Genomic DNA, 19,799 nt, shown 5'->3' on the forward strand with positions numbered 1-19,799 from the left:
CCGGGCGGCAGACGTCCCGGGGCTAGGTCCTGGCCAGCGCCTCCGCCACGGATGCCTGCAGCGGCGTCGTCGGCCGGCCGATCAGCCGCGACAATTGGCAGCCATCGTCGAACAGCGCCCCCCGCGACGCGTCGACATCCCAGCCGGCGATCGCGCGGGCCAGCTCGGACGGCAAGCCATGGCTCACCAGGATGGCGGCGTAATCCTCCTGGGGCAGGTTGCGGTAGGGAATCGTGCGGCCCGTCTGGCGCGAGATCTCGGCAGCCAGTTCATCCAGGGTGTAGGCCGCATCGCCCGCCAGCTCATGGGTCTTCCCTTCGTGGCCGTCTTCCGACACGGCCACGGCGGCCGCATCGGCATAGTCGGCGCGCGCCGCCGAGGCAATGCGGCCCTGCCCCGCGCTGCCGACCAGTGCGCCGCCGGCCAGCGCTCCTGCGATGGCGCCCGTGTAGTTCTCGGTGTACCAGCCGTTGCGCAGGATCGTCCAGGCCAGCCCGGAATCCTTCAGCATCCGTTCGGTCCCCTGGTGCTCGGCCGCCAGGCTGAGCGGCGAGGCATCGGCATGCAGCAGGCTGGTATAGACGATGCGCCGCACGCCCGCTGCACGCGCCGCATCGATCGCATGGCGATGCTGCGCAAGGCGGCGGCCGACTTCGCTCGAAGAAATCAGCAGCAGGGTGTCCACGCCCGCAAGCGCGGGTTCCAGCGTCGACGGCCGGTCGTAGTCGGCCTCGCGCACATCGATGCCCAGGCCGGCCGCCCTGGACGGAGTGCGCGCCAACGCCCGCAGGCTGTCGGGATCGACGTGGGACTTCAGTCGTTCGATGACCAGGCGGCCGAGCTGCCCGGTGGCTCCGGTAATGGCGATAGTCATGATGATGCATCCGTGTAAGTTGAGGGTGGCTACACTCTACCGAATAAACTAACTTTCAGTAAGTACACACAGAAATGTTAGTGTTAACATGACGCCATGAAGACTGCTTCCGTCTCCGCCGCCCCGGCGGCCGTCCCGTCCCTGTCGCAGCGCCTGCGGCACGGCAACCTATTGGCCGCAGACTGTCCTTCCCGGGAAGTGCTCAAGCATGTCACCAGCCGCTGGGGCGTGCTGGTGCTGATCGTCCTGGAAAGCCGCACGCACCGCTTCAGCGAACTGCGGCGCGCCATCGGTGGTGTCAGCGAACGCATGCTGGCGCAGACACTGCAATGGCTCGAAGGCGACGGCCTGGTGCTGCGCACCGCACTGGACGTCGTGCCGCCCCATGTCGAATACAGCCTGACTCCGCTGGGCCGCGAAGCGGCCGAAAAAGTGCGGCTCCTGGCCGACTGGATCGAACTGAACCTGCCCCGCATTCGTCCGGAGGCACAATGAGCCGGCCGCAGGCCGGGATCCACCCACCCACCGCCGCGGACGGCGAACCGCCCGCGGCATTCTGGCGCGACCCGTCTCTGCCCTTCATCGAAAGCCGCCGCGCCTGCCGCAGCCGCGCCTGCTACGTGCCGCATCGCCATCCCACTTTTTCCATCGGCGCGGTCGATGAGGGCCGCAGCCTGTTCACCGGCGCCCCCGGCGGCCCGATCGGGCTGACCGCCGGCACGCTGGTGTTCGTGCCGGCCGAACGGGTGCATGCCTGCAATCCGGTCCCCGATACCGCCTGGAGCTACCAGATGCTGCACCTGGACGCCGCATGGCTGCGGCACGCCAGGGAAGAACATGCCCCGGCCCGTTCGCGCGCGGCCGAACCGGTCCGCATCTCGACCGACCGCGCGCTCTACCGCCGCTTCAGCCAGCTCAACGCGCTGCTGTTCTCCGGGGCCGGACCGCACGACAAGGAAGCCGCACTGATCGAGTTCATGGGCGACATCGATACCGGCTCCGGCGTGCATATCGAACCACAGGCCGTCCCGCCCGGCACACACAAGCGCATCCGTCCGGTCCTGGAGCGCCTGCGCGACGCGCCGGATACCAATGCCTCCCTGAGCGAACTGGCGGCTTTGGCGCGCATGAGCCGCTACCAGCTGATCCGCACCTTCCGCACGGCCACCGGCATGACGCCGCATGCCTGGCAGTTGAACCAGCGCGTGAACCTGGCCCGCGAACGGATCCGCAAAGGCGCCGCCATCGCGGAAGTGGCCCTGCAGCTGGGCTTTGCCGACCAGGCGCATTTCCAGCGGGTGTTCAAGGCCCACACGGGCGTCACGCCGGGCCGCTTCCGGGCCTGACGCCGCGCCTGCCTGCAATTTTCTTCAATACAGGGCGCGTGCGCATCGGCACACTGCGGAAAAACACGCTCGTGCCCAGAATGCAGCAATTCCTGATCATCGCCGCGGCGCACTTCCTGGCGCTGCTGTCCCCCGGCCCCGACTTCTTCCTGATCGGCAGGACGTCCTTGTCCTCGGGCTGGCGCGTCGCCAGCGGCGCTTGCGCCGGCATCGCGCTGGCCAACGGGGTATTCATCGCCGCCGCATTCGCCGGCACCGCCGCGCTGCGGCCGGACGGCGTCCTGTTCACCGCCCTGCAGGCGGCCGGCTGCGCCTACCTGCTCTACCTGGGCCAGATGTTCATCCGCCACGCGGGCCGCAGCCAGCTGGACATCGCGCGAACCCGGACGCCCCTGCCGGCGCGCGCCCCCTGGGCCTGGCGGCGCTGCGCCGGCATGGGTTTTCTTTCGGGCATCCTGAATCCGAAGAATGCGCTGTTCTATGCCAGCCTGGCCGCGATGCTGAGCGGCCCGCATGCAAGCGCCGGCTGGAAAACCCTGTACGGCGCCTGGATGTTCAGTGCGGTGCTGCTGTGGGACGTGCTGGTTGCCGTCATGATCGGCAACCAGGCCGTGCTGCGGCGTTTCGCACGGCTGCTGCCCTGGCTGGAACGCATGTCCGGCGCCATGCTCATCCTGCTTGCGCTGGGCGTCATGGCGGTCCTGCTGCTGCGCTGAAGGCCAGGGCAGGCACGCTTACTGCAAGGTGCGCTCGAACACGAACTTCTCGCCGTCCCAGTCCACCGGCACGACGTCGCGCGGCCCGAACTTGCCTTCCAGGATCAGCCGCGCCACCGGATTCTCGACGTGCTGCTGGATGGCGCGCTTGAGCGGCCGCGCGCCGAACACCGGATCGTAGCCCGCGCGGGCAAGCTCGGTGACCGCCGCGTCGGATACTTCCAGGCGCATTTCCTGCTGAGCCAGGCGCTCGGCCAGGCGCTTGAGCTGGATGCGCGCGATCGGCTCGATGTGCGTGGCATCCAGTCCGTGGAAAACCACGATCTCGTCGATCCGGTTCAGAAATTCCGGCCGGAACGCCGTCTTCAGTTCGTCGCGGATGACCTCCTTGACCACGTCGTAGGGCTGGTCGGCCAGGTTCTGGATGTGCTGCGAACCGATGTTCGAGGTCATGATGACCACCGTATTGCGGAAGTCCACCGTGCGGCCCTGGCCGTCGGTCAGGCGGCCATCGTCGAGCACCTGCAGCAGTACGTTGAACACGTCCGGATGCGCCTTTTCGACCTCGTCGAGCAGGATCACGCTGTAGGGCTTGCGGCGCACGGCTTCCGTCAGGTAGCCGCCTTCCTCGTAGCCCACGTAGCCCGGCGGCGCGCCGATCAGGCGGGCGACGGAATGCTTCTCCATGAACTCGCTCATGTCGATGCGCACCAGATGGTGGTCCGAATCGAACAGGAAGCTGGCCAACGCCTTGGTCAGTTCGGTCTTGCCCACGCCGGTCGGCCCCAGGAACAGGAACGAACCATAGGGACGGTTCGGGTCGGACAATCCGGCGCGCGAACGGCGGATGGCCTCGGACACCAGGCGCACGGCTTCATCCTGACCCACCACGCGCTCATGCAGCACGGTCTCCATGCCCAGCAGCTTGGCGCGTTCACCCTGCATCATGCGCGACACGGGGATGCCGGTGGCACGCGACACGACCTCGGCGATTTCCTCGGCGCCGACCTGGGTGCGCAGCAGGCGCGGCTTGTCGGCCTCTTCCGTCCTGGACGCGGACTCGGCCGCCTTGAGCCGCGCCTCGAGTTCGGGCAGGCGGCCGTACTGCAGCTCGGCAAGCTTGTCGTACTGGCCCTTGCGCTGCAATTCGGCCATTTCGGCGCGGACCTGGTCGATTTCTTCCTTCACAGCCTGCGATCCCTGGACGGCAGCCTTTTCGGCCTTCCAGATTTCCTCGTAGTCGTTGTATTCGCGCTGCAGCGATTCCAGCTCGTCCTCGATCGCCTTCAGGCGGCGTTCGGAGGCTTCGTCCTTGTCCTTCTTGACGGCCTCGCGCTCGATCTTCAGCTGGATGATGCGCCGGTCGAGCCGGTCCATGACTTCCGGCTTGGAATCGATTTCCATGCGGATGCGCGCCGCCGCCTCGTCGATCAGGTCGATGGCCTTGTCGGGCAGGAAGCGGTCGGTGATATAGCGGTGCGACAATTCCGCCGCCGCCACGATGGCCGGATCGGTGATCTGCACGCCATGGTGCAGTTCGTAGCGTTCCTGCAGGCCGCGCAGGATGGCGATGGTGGATTCCACGTCGGGCTCGTCCACCAGCACCTTCTGGAAGCGGCGCTCCAGGGCGGCATCCTTTTCGATGTACTGGCGGTATTCGTCCAGGGTGGTGGCGCCCACGCAATGCAACTCGCCGCGCGACAGGGCGGGCTTGAGCATGTTGCCGGCATCCATGGCGCCTTCGGCCTTGCCGGCGCCGACCATGGTGTGCAGCTCGTCGATGAAGACGATGGTCTGGCCGGAATCCTGGGACAGTTCCTTCAGCACGGCCTTCAGGCGTTCTTCGAATTCGCCGCGGTACTTGGCGCCGGCCAGCAGCCCGGCCAGGTCCAGCGACAGGATGCGCTTGCCCTTCAGGGTTTCGGGCACTTCGCCATTGACGATGCGCTGCGCCAGGCCTTCGACGATCGCCGTCTTGCCCACGCCGGGCTCGCCGATCAGCACGGGGTTGTTCTTGGTGCGCCGCTGCAGGATCTGGATGGTGCGGCGGATTTCGTCGTCGCGCCCGATCACCGGATCGAGCTTGCCTTCGCGCGCGCGGGCGGTCAGGTCCAGGGTGTATTTCTTGAGCGCCTGGCGGTTGTCTTCGTCCTCCGCGCCCGTGACGGCGGCGCCGCCGCGCACGGCATCGATGGCGGCTTCCAGCGCCTTGCGCTGCAGGCCCGCCTCGCGCAGGGCGCGGCCGACCTCGCCCTTGTCATCGGACAGGGCCAGCAGGTAGAGTTCGCTGGCGATGTAGGCGTCTCCGCGCTGTCCGGCTTCCTTGTCGGTGCGCGCCAGGGCGGCCTGCAGGTCGCGGCCTACCTGGACATTGCCCTCGGCGCCCTGGACTGCGGGCAGGGCCTTGATCTGGCGTTCCAGTTCGGCTTGCAGGCGCGGCACCGCCACGCCTGCGCGCGCCAGCAGGCTGCTGGCGCCGCTGTCCGCATCGGCCAGCAGGGCCGACAACAGGTGGGCATTTTCAATATAGGGATTGTCATGACGCACCGCCAGGCTCTGTGCGTCGGCGAGCGCCTGCTGGAACTTCGTCGTCAGTTTGTCGAATCGCATGGGTGGAACCCCTTGAATAGGGAGGGGGCATTGCGCCCCGATACGCGATATATACGGACAGAAGACGGATTTTCAAGATGCTGCCCAGGCCGGGCAACAGGCTCCTTGCCACGTGATCCGCCGCCGTCAGCCAGCGTAGCGCGCAGGCTTTGGGCCATGCGCCACACAAAATCCCGGTCGATTGAGAAAAGTCAAAGCCGTGACAGATAAATCCCGGTTTCGCGGACGAACGACGCCATTCAGGGTTTACCCGGTGCTACAGTCAGAAGAATCTGATACAAAACCGCCCTTCCGCCCCTCGAAAGAACCGCCATGACCGCCTCTCAGGACTGGGACCCTCGCGCCCCGGAAGTTCTCGCCGACCCGATCGCCGCCTATGACAGCATGCGCCGCCGCTGCCCGGTGGCCCACAGCGATTACCTGCATCATTCCGTCTTCCGCCACGCCGACGTCATGCGGATCCTGCTGGATCACAAGACCTTCAGCAGCCAGGCCTCGCGCCACGTATCCGTGCCCAACAGCATGGACCCCCCCGAACACACCGCCTACCGGCGGCTGATCGAGCCTTATTTCGGCCCCGACCGCATGGCGGCCTTCGAGCCGGTCTGCCGCCGCCTCTGCGAAGACCTGGTCGCCGCCCTGCCCCGCAACGAGCAGGTCGAAATCATGTTCGGCCTGGCGCATCCCTTCGCCCTGCGCATGCAATGCGCCTTCCTGGGCTGGCCCGACAGCCTGCACGAACCCCTGCGGCAATGGATCCACAAAAAGAACGTCGCCACGCTTTCGGGCGACACCCACGCCATCGCCGCCGTGGCCACCGAATTCGACGAGACCATCCGTTCCCTGCTGAAGGTGCGCCGCCAGGCCGGTGACCAGGCGCCCGACGACGCCACCACGCGCCTGATGCGCGAAACCGTGAACGGCCACCCCCTGTCCGAAGACGAGATCGTCAGCATCCTGCGCAACTGGACTGTCGGCGAACTGGGGACCATGGCGTCCAGCGTCGGCATCATCGCCCACTACCTGGCCACCCACCCCGACCTGCAGAACCGCCTGCGCCGCCATCCCGAACTCGTCCGGCCCGCCAATGACGAGATCCTGCGGATCCACGCGCCGCTGATCGCCAACCGCCGCGCCACCACCTGTCCGGTGCGCCTGGGCGGGACGCAGATTCCGGCGGGCGAACGGGTCACGCTGATCTGGGCTTCGGCCAACCGCGACGAGGCCGTCTTCGGCGACCCGGACGAATTCCGCCTGGACCGCGACCCGTCCCTGAACCTGCTCTATGGCGCAGGCATCCACGCCTGTCCGGGGGCTCCCCTGGCGCGCCTGGAGATCGAAGCCATGATCCAGGCGCTGCTCGCGGGCACGCGCGCCCTGGAACCCATCGAAGACCAGCCGCCCATGCCGGCGATCTACCCGGCCAGCGGCTACCGCCAGGTCATGCTGCAGCTGCGCCACGGCTGACCGGCCCATCGCTTCGAAACGTGGCATTTTCACCGCGCGAGTGCGCGCGGTGTGCGGCTTCGTTCGCCAATCCCTCGCTGCCAGGTCTACAATTCAGGCATGAACGATCCGGGGCCTGCGCCGCCCCGTCCTGCCGAAGAGACCCGCCAGCCATGTGTCAGTTATTGGGCATGAATTGCGCTACGCCCACGGACATCACGTTTTCCTTCACCGGGTTCGCCGCGCGCGGCGGCGACACCGATCACCACGCCGACGGCTTCGGCATCGCCTTCTACGAAAACCGCGGTTCGCGCTGTTTCCTGGACAACGCCCCCTGCTGCCGGTCGCCGGTCGCGGAACTGATCAAGCGCTATCCGATCAAATCCCGCAACGTCATCGCCCACATCCGCAAGGCCACCCAGGGTTCACTGGAGCTGGAGAACTGCCATCCCTTCGTGCGCGAACTCTGGGGCCGCCACTGGCTGTTTGCCCATAACGGCGACCTGAAGGACTTCAACCCCGACCTGCGCGGCGACCACATGCCGATCGGCCAGACCGACAGCGAACGGGCCTTCTGCACCATGATGGAAGGTCTGCGCAGCCGTTTCGGCACCCGCGAGCCCGAAGACACCGAACTGTTCGCCGCCGTCGCCGACATGACGGCCGATCTCACACGCCACGGCGTCTTCAATTTCCTGATGTCCAACGGCCGCTGCCTGCTGGCGCACTGCTCCACGAACCTGTACTACATCGTACGGGCCTGGCCGTTCCAGGTGGCCCACCTGGTCGATACCGACATGTCGGTGGATTTCTCGCAGACCAACGCGCGCGGCGACTGCGTCTCGGTCATCACGACCAAGCCACTCACCGACAACGAAACCTGGACAGCCTTCCAGCAGGGCGAACTGATGATGTTCGTCGACGGCAGGCCTCAGTGCGGCCGGCTCATCGAGATTCCCGAAGACGTCCGGCGCAGCAACCAGGCCAACATGGCCTGCGTCTGACGCCACGATATGGACACGACGAACATCCCCGCCGACGACCCCCGCCCCGAAGAACCCGTCGAGCCGGATCTCAACGAATGCTGCGGCAATGGCTGTGAACCTTGCGTGTTCGACATCTACGCCGAGGAAAGGCGCTCCTGGCAGCAGGCCGTGAAGGCGTGGGAAGAGCGCCAGCGGGCACGCGCCGGCATGCCGCCGGGAACCTGATCGCGCCTGCTTCGACAACCTTTCTGCGCATAGGGTTCCCGCCGGTTTTCCGAGGGGGCGTTCCTATAATCGGAAGCTCGACCCACCTCTCCAGGAATGACGTACCGTGGCCTCCGACGCTATCCCCATGTTCGCAGAAAACACCTATCCCCTCGACGCGCGCGGCATTGCCAAGCGTTTCCGCCACGCGGCCATCTTCGGCGCGCTGTCGGCGCTGCAGCCCGGTGAAACCATGCGCTTCTGCAACGACCATGATCCCCTGCCGCTGCTGCAGCAGCTGAAGAACCATTTCGGCGAAAACATCCAGTTCGAATACCTGGCCCGCAACCCCGGTGAAATCGTCATCGATTTCCACATCGTGCCCTGAGCCGCACCGGGATCAGGCAGCCAAGGCCCGAGTTCGGCATTGCACCGGACTCGGGCCTTTCAGTTTGGCTCTGATCCGGCCGCGATTGCAGTAGTGGCTGTATTGGCGGATTCACCCGGCGGGCTTCTCGCCCTTCAAGAGGCCGGATCATTGCCGGCTCAATCCCTGCAGGAACTGCCCCAGTTCCGGCGGCAGCTGCGTGGGCGGCACCGGCAGGTCCAGGCTTCCCGGCGCGGGCGGCGTGGCTGCCAGCCGCTGCACACGGAACTGCTGTTCGTACGCGAGCAGGCCCAGGCCCTTTTCTTCCAGCGCATCCAGAACCTGCCGCGCGCCATCCGCCGGCTGGCCGGCGGCAGCCTGCAGCAGGACGGCCATCCGTCCCAGGGCACGCGTCAGTTCCCTGACTTCGGGCTGCTTGCTCAGCACGCCCCGCCCCGAGCGATCCCGCCCCTGTTCGTCCCGGTAGGACACGGTATAGACGGCACCCGCGCGGCCGGCCACCGTCTCGCGGGCACCTGTCGGCTGGAGGCTGGTCAACGAGCGGATCATGTCGGGAGCCGGCTGCGAGGCCCCGCCACCCAGCAGCCTCGCCATGGCACCGCCATCCATGACCAGGGGCCGGCCCGCGGCCCGCATGACTGAATACAGCTTGCCGTCGCGCATCAGCAAGTAGCCCTGGCCGATGCCGCCGACATCGACCCGCGCATCCGGCCCGTCGAAGGACACCGTCAGTGTCCGGTCGCCCGCCTGCACGGTCGCCACACCCGCCGCCAGAACAACGGCCGGGGCAATCCAGCCCCCGGCCGCCAGCAGCCATCCGATCCAGCGCATCATGTTTCCGTCTCTCCATGGAATTCGCACAGGTCTTTCACGATAGCGGGTTTGCCGCCCGGGGAACAGGCACAGCGGCGGGTCATGTGTGTCAGGATCTTGCCCCGCCTGCCGTACAGAATCAGCCCGGACCAGGAGACCCGCAGCCGCCCGGCTGCCGATGGCGCGCTCCGGAATCCCTGTTCTTGACCCCCATCAAGGCTATCCGAAAAAATCGGGAAAGGATCCTAATAACACTATATATTGTGTCTATATTGATTTTGAACACAATATATAGAGGAACACAGGATGACGCCCCCCACGCATCAAGCCCCGGCCGGGACACCGGCCAGCCGCCCCGTCCCGCACGTGGACGTGATCCGCTCCATCGACGAATACCTGCACCGCCAGGACTGGCGCGTCAACGCCAACGCCAACCAGGGCTATTCGCTGGGCGGCCTGATCCTGAACACGTCGGGCAAGATGATCGCCAATTACTGGCTCAGCCACGTCTACCCCGAGGCCATCGGCCAGGCACATCGCCAGGCCGACCTGCACATCCATGACCTGGACATGCTGTCGGGCTACTGCGCCGGCTGGTCGCTGCGCACGCTGCTCAACGAGGGACTCAACGGTGTTCCCGGCAAGGTCGAAGCCATCGCGCCGCGCCACATGTCCAGTGCGGTCGGCCAGATCGTCAACTTCCTGGGCACGCTGCAGAACGAATGGGCCGGCGCCCAGGCCTTCAGCTCCTTCGACACCTACATGGCCCCCTTCATCCGCAAGGACGCCATGTCCTACGCCGAAGTGCGGCAATGCATCCAGGAACTGATCTACAACCTGAACGTGCCCTCGCGCTGGGGCACGCAGACGCCCTTCACCAACCTGACCTTCGACTGGGTCTGCCCGGAAGACCTGCGCGCCCAGGTGCCGCTGATCGGCGGCGAGGAAATGCCATTCACCTACGGCGAGCTGCAGGCCGAGATGGACATGATCAACCGCGCCTACATCGAAGTCATGATGGCCGGCGATGCGCGCGGGCGGGCATTCACCTTCCCCATTCCCACGTACAACATCACGCCCGACTTCGACTGGCACAGCCCGAATTCGGAACTGCTGTTCGAGATGACGGCGAAATACGGCCTGCCCTACTTCCAGAACTTCATCAACTCCGAACTCAAGCCCAACATGATCCGGTCCATGTGCTGCCGGCTGCAACTGGACCTGCGCGAACTGCTCAAGCGCGGCAACGGCCTGTTCGGCTCGGCCGAGCAGACGGGTTCCCTGGGCGTGGTCACCATCAACTGCGCGCGCCTGGGCTACCTGCACCAGGGTGACGAGGCGGGGCTGTTTGCGCGGCTCGACGAACTGCTCGAACTGGGCCGCGACAGCCTGGAAATCAAGCGTCGCGTCATCCAGCAGCACATGGACGACGGCCTGTTCCCCTACACGCGCCGCTACCTGGGCACCCTGCGCAATCACTTCTCCACGCTGGGGGTCAACGGCATCAATGAAATGATCCGCAACTTCACCGCGGACGAGCACGACCTGACGAGCCCCCGGGGTCACGCCTTCGCCGTGCGCCTGCTGGACCACGTGCGCGCCCGCATGATCGAATTCCAGGAAGCCACCGGCCACATGTACAACCTGGAGGCCACCCCCGCCGAAGGCACGACCTACCGCTTCGCCAAGGAAGACCGCGCCCGCTGGCCCGGCATCCTGCAGGCCGGCACGCCCGACATGCCCTACTACACCAACTCGTCCCAGCTTCCGGTCGGCTTCACGGACGACCCCTTCGAGGCCCTGGAGCGCCAGGACGAACTGCAGCGCAAATACACCGGCGGCACGGTGCTGCACCTGTACATGACCGAACCCCTGTCGTCGGCCGATGCCTGCCGCGAACTGGTGCGCCGCACGCTGAGCCGCTTTTCGCTGCCCTACATCACGGTCACGCCGACGTTTTCCATCTGCCCCCGCCACGGCTACCTGCCGGGCCGCCACGATTTCTGCCCGCACTGCGACGATGAACTGATCGCCCGCAAGCGGCAGGCGGCAGCCTCGCCGGACGAGACCCCGCGCATAGCGGCAGCCTGATCGCGGCGCACCGATCCCCTTCCACCCACCCTTCACAGGAGCATTCCATGAACACACCCTCCATCACCCTGAATGACGCCGAACGCCAGCTCTGCGAAATATGGACCCGCGTCATGGGCTACCACCGCCCGATGTCGTCCTTCAACATCGGCAAGAAGGGCGAATTCCACGAGCGCCGGTTCTTCGTCGAACGGCGCGCCTGCCAGGCACCCGCCCGGCAGGCGGCCTGACGCGAACACGCGGCGCCCCCGCCCAGGGGGCGTCCCTTTCCGCCATGCACACAGACTTGTTCCCGCAGCGACACACTTTCGCGCCGGACCGCATCCGGGTCCGGCGATCCCTCATCCCCCGCCTGAAGATCGGCGGACTGGTCCCCTTCACCGCCACGGACTACCCCGGGCTGCTGGCGGCCGTCCTCTTCGTGCAGGGCTGCCCCTGGCGCTGCGGCTATTGCCACAATCCTCACCTGCAGCCGCGCACGGTCGACAGTCCGCTGGACTGGAACGAGGTCATGGCCTTCCTGCGCCGCCGCGTCGGACTGATCGACGGCGTGGTCTTCAGTGGCGGAGAACCCACCATGGACCCCGGCCTGGGCATCGCGATCCGCGAAGTCCGCGCCCTGGGCTACCGCATCGGCCTGCACACCGGGGGCACCCACCCGCGCCGCCTGGCCCAGGTGCTGCCGGACGTGGACTGGGTCGGCCTGGACATCAAGGCGGATTTCGACGACTACGCCCGCGTCACCCGGGTGGCCGGCAGCGGCTCGCCTGCCCTGGCCAGCCTGCAGGCACTGCTGGACAGTGGTGTCGGATTCGAATGCCGCACCACCGCTCATCCGGACCTGATCGACGCAAAGGGCCTGCTGGCACTGGGCCAACAACTGGCAGGCATGGGCGTGCGGCGCTACGCGGTGCAGGTATTCCGCCCGCAGGGCTGCGCCGACGAAGCCCTGAACGCCCGGGGCCGTGCGCTGCGCGACTGGCCCGGTCCAGCGGTCGCAGACGCGCTGGCAGACCTGTTCGAATCATTCGAACTGCGGCGCGCCTGACTAGCGTATTTCGACCCCGCCACCGATCCCGGCCGACGCTTGCGCTGCCCGTGCACGCGGCATCAGACGCTGCCCCAGCGTCCGTGCCACATCGCGCAGCACGGCGCGCGGCTGGAACACCGCCATATCGATGGAGTCCAGGGTGTTCTTCACCATCAGGCCCAGTTCCGTATCGCCTTCGATGACCAGGCGGCGGCTGAAGAACAGCGTGTCCGGGTCTTCCCGGCGCTGCAGCAGGCAGTGGAAATCCCAGGCGTTGGCGCGAAAGGTGAGGTCGGGCTCGGCCACATCGTGCCGGGCCGCCCGGAAGGCGCCGTTGCGCCAGGTGTAGTCGAAGCGCAACCCCGCATCCGCCACGTGGATACGCAGGGAACGGCCTTCCAGCATGTGCAGTGTATCGGGATGCAGGTGGCGGGCCAGCACCAGGTTCAGCCCGGTGACGAAGAGCACCGAGCCCGGATAGCGAGGCAGGTGCCCCAGCACCCGGGCCACGGGTTCGGGAATGCGGTAGGCGGGGGTCGAGGTGTTTTGCATGGTCGGGCTCGTGGGAAGAAATCGGAAAGCGTCAGGCCGCGCTGCGTGCCTTGACCCCGGGCGTCCGTGCGTCCGGCGCTTGCGACACGATGACGGTGCCGGGCAGGACCATGTCCAGGCCGGCGCGGCCGTGCCAGTAGCCGTTGCAGGGACCGGCGGGCATCAGCGGCACCAGGCGCTGGTGCGCATCGTCGGCCGACTCGCGGCCGTCGAGCACGGCACGGAAAGCGGCCACGACCTGGTCCATGTGCTGCGACTGGGGACTCAGCCGCACCACGTCCACGCCCAGGCCGCGCAGTTCGTCCAGCGCGTGGATCAGCGTGTAGACCAGCGCCGACTGGGTCTGGATGCCATTGATCGTGAGGAAAGCCTGGGATTCCTTGGTTTCCAGGAGCAGGCCATCGGGATATTCCATGCAGACGTACTGGCAGTTGTCCTTGGGGAAATTGCGGTTGCGGGCAGTGAAGCAGCGTGCGGAAAAAGCCAGCGGCATGCGGCCGTAGGCGAAGACCTCGGTCTGCAGGCCGGCGGGCCGGTCCTGCTGCAGCTGCGTCAGGCCGGTACGGCCCATTTCCAGCGGCATGACCCAGCGCACCGCGCCCTGTGCGGCGATCACGTCCAGAGTGGGCTTGCTGTAGACGTTCAGGAACGGCCCCCCCACGAAAGGCCGGCCCTGCATGAGGTGCACGGCGCCCATGTCATTGGCTTCGACGCCGTAGCGTTCGTTGTCGATGATCTTGCGCAGGGTATTCAGGTCGTTGCCCGATTCCAGCAGGACTTGCGTGGACAGCACGGGCGTCTTGCCGGCCCCCGCCAGCATGTCGGCGACTTCGATCCAGTCGGGCAGGCGCAGTTCGTGGCGCCGGGAACAAACGGTTTCCCCCAGGTAGACGATGTCCACCGGCCAGTCGCATACGGCGGCATAGAATTCCAGGGTGGTGACACGGGGCCAGTAGTACTGCAGGGGGCCCAGGGCGATTTTCATGATGGTTTCCTCGTGCGCAATGGGCGGGGCGGCCCGCGTCCCCGGCCAGGGGACCGGCGGGCGCAAGGCCCCGCGCGGGATCATTTCCAGGGCCGGTGGTAGGCGCCCAGCGTGTGCTGCTGGCCTTCGGCGACCTTGTTCAGTTCGGCCATCCAGGACGGATGCACCGAGTAGCGGGACGGGCTGCTGCGGGCCTGGTCGATGGCCTGGCGCCAGACGCGGGTGACCTGGGCGGTATAGGCCGGGCTGCGCTGGCGGCCTTCGATCTTGATGGCCCGCACCCCCATGGCCATCAGCCGGGGCAGCAGTTCCAGGGTATTGAGGCTGGTGGGCTCTTCAAGGGCGTAGTAGTTTTCGCCCGCCACGTCGAAGCGGCCCTTGCACAGCGTGGGGTAGCCTGCGTTCTCGCCATCGTCATAGCGGTCGATCAGCACGCCGTTCAGGCGCGATTCCAGGCCTTTGTCCGTTTGCTGCCAGCGCACGTGCTTGGCCGGGGAACAGACGCCGTGGGTATTGGGCGATTCGCCCGTGGCGTAGGACGACAGGGCGCAGCGGCCCTCGACCATGACACACAGGCTGCCGAAACCGAATACCTCGATTTCGACCGGCGTGTTTTCGCAGACCTGCTGTACCTGGGCCACCGACAGCACGCGCGGCAGCACGGCGCGCGCCACCCCGAAGCGGTCATGGTAGAAGCGGATGGCCTCGTAGTTGGTGGCGGAGCCCTGCACCGACAGGTGCAGCCGCAGGCCGGGATGACGTTCACAGGCGTAGGCCATCAGGCCCGGATCGGCCATGATCACGGCGTCCACGCCCGCGCCTGCTGCACGATCGACCGCGTCCCGCCACAGCTGCCAGCCGTCGGGCTGGGGGTAGGTATTCAGGGCCAGGAGTACCTTGCGCTTGCGGTCGTGGGCGTAGCGGATGCCTTCGTCAATGGCCGCGGTATCGAAGTTCAGGCCCGCGAAGTTGCGCGCATTGGTGGCATCGCGAAAACCCAGGTAGACGGCATCGGCGCCTTCGTCGACAGCGGCTTTGAGAGCGGGCAGGCTGCCCGCCGGACAGACGAGTTCGAAGCTCGACAGGTCGTGGCGGGGCACCACGCCGGGACGGTGGGATTCAGGGAGGGCTGACATGAGGGACTTCCAGGGGATTCGTGGCGGGGCGCACCGCCGGGCCCCGCTTCGGCAATAGCGGAAACTATGCCCTGTCGAACGGCATCGGACCTTAATCCGGATCAAGAAGCGCTCATCCTGACCCTGCCACAGGGTCTTTCCGCCGCCGATCCGAACCGGGAAAACAGTGCCCCGGACACGGTCTTGGTCCACGCAGGCCCCAGGATCGTGTAAGGTAGCGTCACCCAGGCCGCGCCCCGCGCGCCCATTTCGGACCCTGCCATGGCCCCTCCTCCCGATCTGACCCTCGACGTACGTTCGCTGCCGGCTCCCGAGCCGCTGGAACACTGCCTGGAAGCCCTGGCCGACCTGGCCCCGGGCCAGCGCCTGCGCATGCTCATCGACCGCGAGCCGTACCCGCTGTACACCATCCTGGACCGCGACGGATTCCAGCACTGCTGCACCCTCGAGGACACGCATTTCCTGGTCACGATCTGGTACGACGCCAAATAACATGCAGCGCGCCCTGGATTTCGACAAGACGCCCGCCCTGGGCGTGCCCCTGCCTTTTTTCCTGAATGTGCCGCTGTTCGCCCTGCTGGCCGGCCTGCTGGCCACCTGGGCGGGGTCCCAGGCATTCGCTTCGCGCTGGAACGGCGCTGCGCTGGCCCTCACCCATCTGTGGACCCTGGGCATCCTGGGCAGTGCCATGCTGGGCGCCCTGCTGCAGATCCTGGCGGTGGCCTGCAACGTCCGGGTGGACGCCATCCGCACGGTGGCCGGCCTGACGCACGCACTGCTGACCGCGGGCACGCTGCTGCTGGCGGCGGGCTTCCTGGGCTGGTGGCCGGTCGCCTGGGTGGGCGCCGCTGCGCTGCTCGGTCCGGCCTTCGCGCTGTACCTGGCCGCCGTGGCGTGGGCGCTCTGGCAACACCGTCGCCAGGTCTACAAGGGCGCCCGCGAAATCCTGGTGCCCGTGCGCGGCGCGTTGGCCGCCCTGGCCTGCACCGTGCTGATCGGCCTGGTCCTGGCGCTGTCCCTGGGCCTGGGATCGGCGCCGCCCGACTGGATCGACGGCCACGTGCTGTGGGGCCTGGCCGGCTGGGGCGGCCTGCTGCTGATGGGCATGTCCTTCCAGTTGCTGCCGATCTTCCAGGTGACGGAACTCTACCCCAGGCCCATCGCGCGCTGGCTGCCCCTGCTGATTCCCGGTCTGCTGCTGGCCTGGACCGCACTGGAAGCCTCCACCGGCCTGCCCCGCCTGATGCGGGAAACTGCGGAACTGCTGCTGGTCGGCGCCTACGCGCTGTGGGCCGGCGTCACCCTGCGGCTGCTGTGGACCCGCAAGCGGCCCACCCCCGAGCCCACGACCCTGTTCTGGTACGCGGGCATGATCAGTCTGCTGGCCTGTGCACCGCTCTGGATCTGGATGACGCACGGCCAGTCTCCCCGGGCGGGACTGGTGCTGGGCGTGGTGATGATCGCGGGGGTGCTGGGCTCGGTGGTGAACGGGATGCTGTACAAGATCGTGCCGTTTCTGCTCTGGAAGCATGCCCAGGACGCCATGATCGTGCCCGACCACGACCCGGCCCAGGCCCGCGTCTACCTGAAGGTCCTGCCCAAGATGGCCACCTACATCGGCGACCGCCCGGCCCGCTGGCAATGGGCCGCCCATGTCGCCGTCATCATCTGCTGGTCGCTGGCGGCGGCAGGCTGGGCTCCGGCGGTGCTGGCGGCCGGCCCGCTGCAGATCGTCTCGGCGGCAGGCCTGGCCTGGAACATCGGCCGGGCACTGCGGCTCTACCGCAGGACACTGCGCGCCATGGCGGCCCTGCCGCACCACGCGCCCGCCGCGCAGACCCGCGGGCCGCTTCGGGCCGGCGGCCGTGAATGATCCACCAGGATCATTCGCCGCCCGGCCTCATCCCTTGTAGTTTCTCAGCCCATCGGGGTCGAGAATGGTGTATTCGCGGCCCCGGACATGGATCAGGCGGCGATCGCTCAGGTCGCGCAAGATGCGCGAGAAATGCTCCGGCGTCAGGTTCAGGCGCGAAGCCACGATGGCCTTGCTGATCTCGATGCGAAACGGTTCGCCGACTTCGCCGCGCCATTCGCGCAGCAGGTAGGAAATCAGGCGCTGGGCGCCGGTATGCAGGGTGTAGGCCTCGACGTCGCCCATCAGGCTGTACAGGCGCCGGCTCAGGCCGGCCAGCATCTTGCGCGCCATGCCCGGATTGCGGTCGAGCTGGTCGAACAGCGCGTCGCGCCCCACGTGCAGCAGCAGCGTATCGCGCAGAGCCTCGGCGGTGACGATGTAATTCTGGCCCATGAACATCAGGGCCTCGCCGAATCCGTCGCCCGGGCCGATCAGGCGCACGACGCGTTCCACCCCCGAATTCGAGACGAACAGCAGCTTGACCTGGCCGTAGACCACCACATGGAAACCCACGCACGGATCGCCGCGCCGGAAAATGATGTCCCCCCGCACGGCGCTGATTTCGCTCGTACCGCGCGCGATGGGATCCAGGTCCTGCGGCGGCAGTTCGTTGAACAGCGGCACCTGGGACAGCAGGTCGCGCATCCTGGCATGGCGCGAGCGTTCTTCCCCGCCTCCCCGCGGGCGCCACGGATTGATAGAATCCCCGGTACGATGATCCGCGCCCTCTTTACCCTCCTGGGTTGCGTGGCCCTGGCCCTGGGCGTGCTGGGCATCTTCCTGCCCCTGCTGCCCACCACCCCGTTCCTGCTGCTGGCGGCTTTCTGCTTCCTGCGCGGCTCGGCGCGCATGCATGCCTGGTTGATGTCCCATCGCATCCTCGGTCCGTACATCCGCGACTTTCAGGCGGGGCGCGGCATCCCCTTGCGCAGCAAATGCATTGCCCTGATCCTGATGTGGCCTTCGCTGGCCCTTTCAGCCTGGATCATGCCGGTGCCCTGGGCACGCTGGTTGCTGCTGATCCCGGGCATCGGCGTCACGATCTATCTGTGGCGCCTGCCCACCCGGCCCGCCCGCCAGGCCGGCGGGGCGCCCGATACACCTGCCCGGCCCGATCCCGATCAGATCAGCCGGGAATAAGTGGCCACCCGCGGGCGGCGCACGTACTGGTCGAACACCATCGCCAGCGCGCGCACGAACACCCGCCCCTTGGGCAACACCCTGAGCCCGCGCCCGTCCAGTTCCAGCAGGCCGGCATCCGCATACGGGCGCAGCCGATCCAGTTCTTCGCCGAAACAGGACTCGAAGGAGCAGCCATGGCGCGCCTCGAAATCGGCAAAATCCAGCGGCATGCTGCACATGATGGTCATGATGACTTCCCGGCGCAGGACGTCTTCGGGGCTCAGGTCGAACCCCTTGGCCGTGGGCAGTTCGCCGCGTTCGAGGCACTCGCGGTAGGCGTTCAGGGAATGGTGATTCTGGATATAGGCATCGCCGATCTTGCCGATCGCCGAAATGCCGAAGCCCACCAGATCGCATTCCGCGCGGGTGGTATAGCCCTGGAAATTGCGATGCAGGCTGTGATTCAGGCGCGCCCGGTTCAGCTCGTCGTCGGGCTTGGCGAAATGGTCCAGCCCGATGTAGACGTAGCCGGCCGCCAGCAGGCGGCGCACCGACATCAGGAAGATCCCCATGCGCGTGTCGGCGCTGGGCAGGTCTTCGGCGTGGATCAGGCGCTGGGCCTTGAAGCGGTCGGGCAAGTGGGCGTAGTTGTACAGGGCGATGCGGTCGGGCGACAGCTCGATCAGCTGGTCCAGGGTGCGGCTGAAGCTGTCCAGCGTCTGCTTGGGCAGCCCATAGATCAGATCGGCGTTGATGGACTGAAAGCCGTTGTCCCGGCTGGCCTGCAGGGCCGTGCGCACCATCTCGTAGGGCTGGATGCGGTTGACCGCGGCCTGAACCAGCGGATCGAAGTCCTGGACGCCGAAGCTGGTGCGGTTGAATCCCAGACCCGCCAGCATGGCGAGCGAGGCGGGCCGGACGGTGCGCGGATCGATTTCCACGCCCAGTTCGGCGTCGGGGGTGAATTCGACGTGGCTCCGGATCCGGTCCATCAGGGCGGTCAGCTCTTCCGCGCTCAGGAAGGTCGGCGTGCCGCCCCCCAGGTGCAGCTGCACCGCGCGATTGTGGCGCCCCAGGAGCGCGCCGACCTGGTCCATTTCGCGGTACAGGATGTCCAGGTATTCAGCCGAGCGGCTGTGGTCCTGGGTGATGATCTTGTTGCAGGCGCAGAAATAGCACAGCGATTCGCAGAACGGCAGGTGCACGTAGACCGACAGGGGTGGCGCCTGATCGGCTGCGGCCCGTTCCTGCAGGCGCGCGATGTAGGCCGAGGCCGGATAGCCCTGCTGGAAGCGGTCGGCCGTCGGATACGAGGTATAGCGCGGGCCCGACTGGTCGAAACGGCGGATCAGCGCCTCGGAGATCTCCAGGTCGGGAAAGGCGATGGTCTCCGGATCGGAGGCCATCGCAGGGTTTTCTTGGGTCGTCATGCGGCAAGCTCCTGCGACAAGGCCGCGCCGGAAACCGGGGGGCCGGTGCGTTCAGGCGATATTGTTCTACATTTCAACATAGTCTCCGACAAAAATCGCCCATCAGGCTTGACTCAGGTCAAGCCCTTTTCTTCGCGTATCATTAAGGACTTCCA

At 66.9% G+C, this 19,799-nt stretch carries 21 protein-coding genes; 13 read left to right on the plus strand and 8 right to left on the minus strand.

All coding sequences use genetic code 11. The annotated features are described in order from the left end of the window. Positions 1 to 22: 22 nt before the first annotated feature. Entirely contained in the window at positions 23 to 874 is an 852-nt protein-coding gene (locus ABD022_RS03365; RefSeq protein ID WP_343820043.1) for an SDR family oxidoreductase, read from the minus strand. Positions 875 to 970: 96 nt separating this feature from the next. On the opposite strand from ABD022_RS03365, the gene ABD022_RS03370 reads away from it, so the two are divergent. From ABD022_RS03370 to ABD022_RS03380, 3 genes are all read left to right on the plus strand, one after another. Then, a complete protein-coding gene (locus ABD022_RS03370; RefSeq protein ID WP_325126271.1) occupies positions 971 to 1,369 on the plus strand; it encodes a winged helix-turn-helix transcriptional regulator in 399 nt (132 codons plus the stop codon). After that, the gene (locus ABD022_RS03375; RefSeq protein WP_325126273.1) at positions 1,366 to 2,220 is read left to right on the plus strand and encodes an AraC family transcriptional regulator; all 855 of its coding nucleotides are present in this window, start codon (positions 1,366 to 1,368) and stop codon (positions 2,218 to 2,220) included. Before ABD022_RS03370 ends, ABD022_RS03375 begins: the two co-directional genes overlap by 4 nt. A gap of 80 nt (positions 2,221 to 2,300) precedes the next feature. After that, positions 2,301 to 2,936, plus strand: coding sequence for a LysE family translocator (locus ABD022_RS03380; RefSeq protein WP_343820188.1), 636 nt, complete (start codon positions 2,301 to 2,303; stop codon positions 2,934 to 2,936). Between the two features lie 18 nt (positions 2,937 to 2,954). On the opposite strand, the gene clpB is transcribed toward ABD022_RS03380, so the two are convergent. Then, entirely contained in the window at positions 2,955 to 5,546 is a 2,592-nt protein-coding gene (gene clpB, locus ABD022_RS03385; protein WP_343820046.1) for an ATP-dependent chaperone ClpB, read from the minus strand. Positions 5,547 to 5,858: 312 nt separating this feature from the next. Here clpB and ABD022_RS03390 point away from each other — a divergent pair, with 312 nt between their 5' ends. The 4 genes from ABD022_RS03390 (at position 5,859) to ABD022_RS03405 (ending at position 8,570) form a co-directional block, all read left to right on the plus strand. Then, on the plus strand, positions 5,859 to 7,013 hold the full coding sequence (locus tag ABD022_RS03390; protein ID WP_325127007.1) for a cytochrome P450: 1,155 nt from the start codon (positions 5,859 to 5,861) through the stop codon (positions 7,011 to 7,013). Between the two features lie 152 nt (positions 7,014 to 7,165). Beyond that, a complete protein-coding gene (locus ABD022_RS03395; RefSeq protein WP_325127005.1) occupies positions 7,166 to 7,996 on the plus strand; it encodes a class II glutamine amidotransferase in 831 nt (276 codons plus the stop codon). A gap of 9 nt (positions 7,997 to 8,005) precedes the next feature. Beyond that, on the plus strand, positions 8,006 to 8,203 hold the full coding sequence (locus tag ABD022_RS03400; RefSeq protein ID WP_343820050.1) for an oxidoreductase-like domain-containing protein: 198 nt from the start codon (positions 8,006 to 8,008) through the stop codon (positions 8,201 to 8,203). A gap of 127 nt (positions 8,204 to 8,330) precedes the next feature. Beyond that, a complete protein-coding gene (locus ABD022_RS03405; RefSeq protein ID WP_043681763.1) occupies positions 8,331 to 8,570 on the plus strand; it encodes a DUF2249 domain-containing protein in 240 nt (79 codons plus the stop codon). A 147-nt stretch (positions 8,571 to 8,717) separates the two neighbouring features. Here ABD022_RS03405 and ABD022_RS03410 read toward each other — a convergent pair whose 3' ends face one another. Further along, the gene (locus ABD022_RS03410; protein ID WP_343820052.1) at positions 8,718 to 9,404 is read right to left on the minus strand and encodes a hypothetical protein; all 687 of its coding nucleotides are present in this window, start codon (positions 9,402 to 9,404) and stop codon (positions 8,718 to 8,720) included. A 285-nt stretch (positions 9,405 to 9,689) separates the two neighbouring features. On the opposite strand from ABD022_RS03410, the gene ABD022_RS03415 reads away from it, so the two are divergent. From ABD022_RS03415 to ABD022_RS03425, 3 genes are all read left to right on the plus strand, one after another. After that, a complete protein-coding gene (locus tag ABD022_RS03415) occupies positions 9,690 to 11,474 on the plus strand; it encodes a ribonucleoside triphosphate reductase (protein ID WP_343820053.1) in 1,785 nt (594 codons plus the stop codon). A gap of 47 nt (positions 11,475 to 11,521) precedes the next feature. Beyond that, positions 11,522 to 11,704, plus strand: coding sequence for an anaerobic ribonucleoside-triphosphate reductase (nrdD, locus tag ABD022_RS03420; RefSeq protein WP_343820055.1), 183 nt, complete (start codon positions 11,522 to 11,524; stop codon positions 11,702 to 11,704). Between the two features lie 128 nt (positions 11,705 to 11,832). Next, positions 11,833 to 12,522 carry an anaerobic ribonucleoside-triphosphate reductase activating protein gene (locus ABD022_RS03425; RefSeq protein WP_325127021.1) on the plus strand — a complete coding sequence of 230 codons (690 nt, stop codon included), beginning with the start codon at positions 11,833 to 11,835 and terminating at the stop codon, positions 12,520 to 12,522. Here ABD022_RS03425 and ubiT read toward each other — a convergent pair whose 3' ends face one another. From ubiT to ubiU, 3 genes are all read right to left on the minus strand, one after another. Continuing rightward, entirely contained in the window at positions 12,523 to 13,056 is a 534-nt protein-coding gene (ubiT, locus tag ABD022_RS03430) for a ubiquinone anaerobic biosynthesis accessory factor UbiT (RefSeq protein ID WP_325126993.1), read from the minus strand. Positions 13,057 to 13,087: 31 nt separating this feature from the next. Continuing rightward, positions 13,088 to 14,041, minus strand: a complete 954-nt coding sequence (gene ubiV, locus ABD022_RS03435; RefSeq protein WP_325126991.1) for a ubiquinone anaerobic biosynthesis protein UbiV — start codon at positions 14,039 to 14,041, stop codon at positions 13,088 to 13,090. 80 nt (positions 14,042 to 14,121) lie between these two features. Beyond that, complete coding sequence (ubiU, locus tag ABD022_RS03440) at positions 14,122 to 15,177, minus strand: ubiquinone anaerobic biosynthesis protein UbiU (protein WP_325126989.1); 1,056 nt, start codon at positions 15,175 to 15,177, stop codon at positions 14,122 to 14,124. A gap of 261 nt (positions 15,178 to 15,438) precedes the next feature. On the opposite strand from ubiU, the gene ABD022_RS03445 reads away from it, so the two are divergent. Both ABD022_RS03445 and ABD022_RS03450 read left to right on the plus strand, forming a co-directional pair. Further along, on the plus strand, positions 15,439 to 15,669 hold the full coding sequence (locus tag ABD022_RS03445) for a DUF2249 domain-containing protein (RefSeq protein WP_325126987.1): 231 nt from the start codon (positions 15,439 to 15,441) through the stop codon (positions 15,667 to 15,669). Between the two features lies 1 nt (position 15,670). Beyond that, positions 15,671 to 17,050: a hypothetical protein gene (locus ABD022_RS03450; RefSeq protein WP_343820058.1), complete on the plus strand. Its 1,380-nt coding sequence runs from the start codon at positions 15,671 to 15,673 to the stop codon at positions 17,048 to 17,050. A gap of 27 nt (positions 17,051 to 17,077) precedes the next feature. Here ABD022_RS03450 and ABD022_RS03455 read toward each other — a convergent pair whose 3' ends face one another. Continuing rightward, complete coding sequence (locus ABD022_RS03455; RefSeq protein ID WP_325126983.1) at positions 17,078 to 17,737, minus strand: Crp/Fnr family transcriptional regulator; 660 nt, start codon at positions 17,735 to 17,737, stop codon at positions 17,078 to 17,080. 69 nt (positions 17,738 to 17,806) lie between these two features. Between ABD022_RS03455 and ABD022_RS03460 the strand changes: the two genes are divergently transcribed. Beyond that, positions 17,807 to 18,232: a YbaN family protein gene (locus ABD022_RS03460; RefSeq protein WP_325126981.1), complete on the plus strand. Its 426-nt coding sequence runs from the start codon at positions 17,807 to 17,809 to the stop codon at positions 18,230 to 18,232. Here ABD022_RS03460 and hemN read toward each other — a convergent pair. Next, entirely contained in the window at positions 18,214 to 19,644 is a 1,431-nt protein-coding gene (gene hemN, locus ABD022_RS03465) for an oxygen-independent coproporphyrinogen III oxidase (protein WP_325126979.1), read from the minus strand. The genes ABD022_RS03460 and hemN overlap by 19 nt on opposite strands. Positions 19,645 to 19,799: the final 155 nt, after the last annotated feature.

This window comes from Castellaniella daejeonensis (assembly GCF_039523555.1).
Taxonomy (GTDB): Bacteria; Pseudomonadota; Gammaproteobacteria; order Burkholderiales; family Burkholderiaceae_B; genus Castellaniella; species Castellaniella daejeonensis.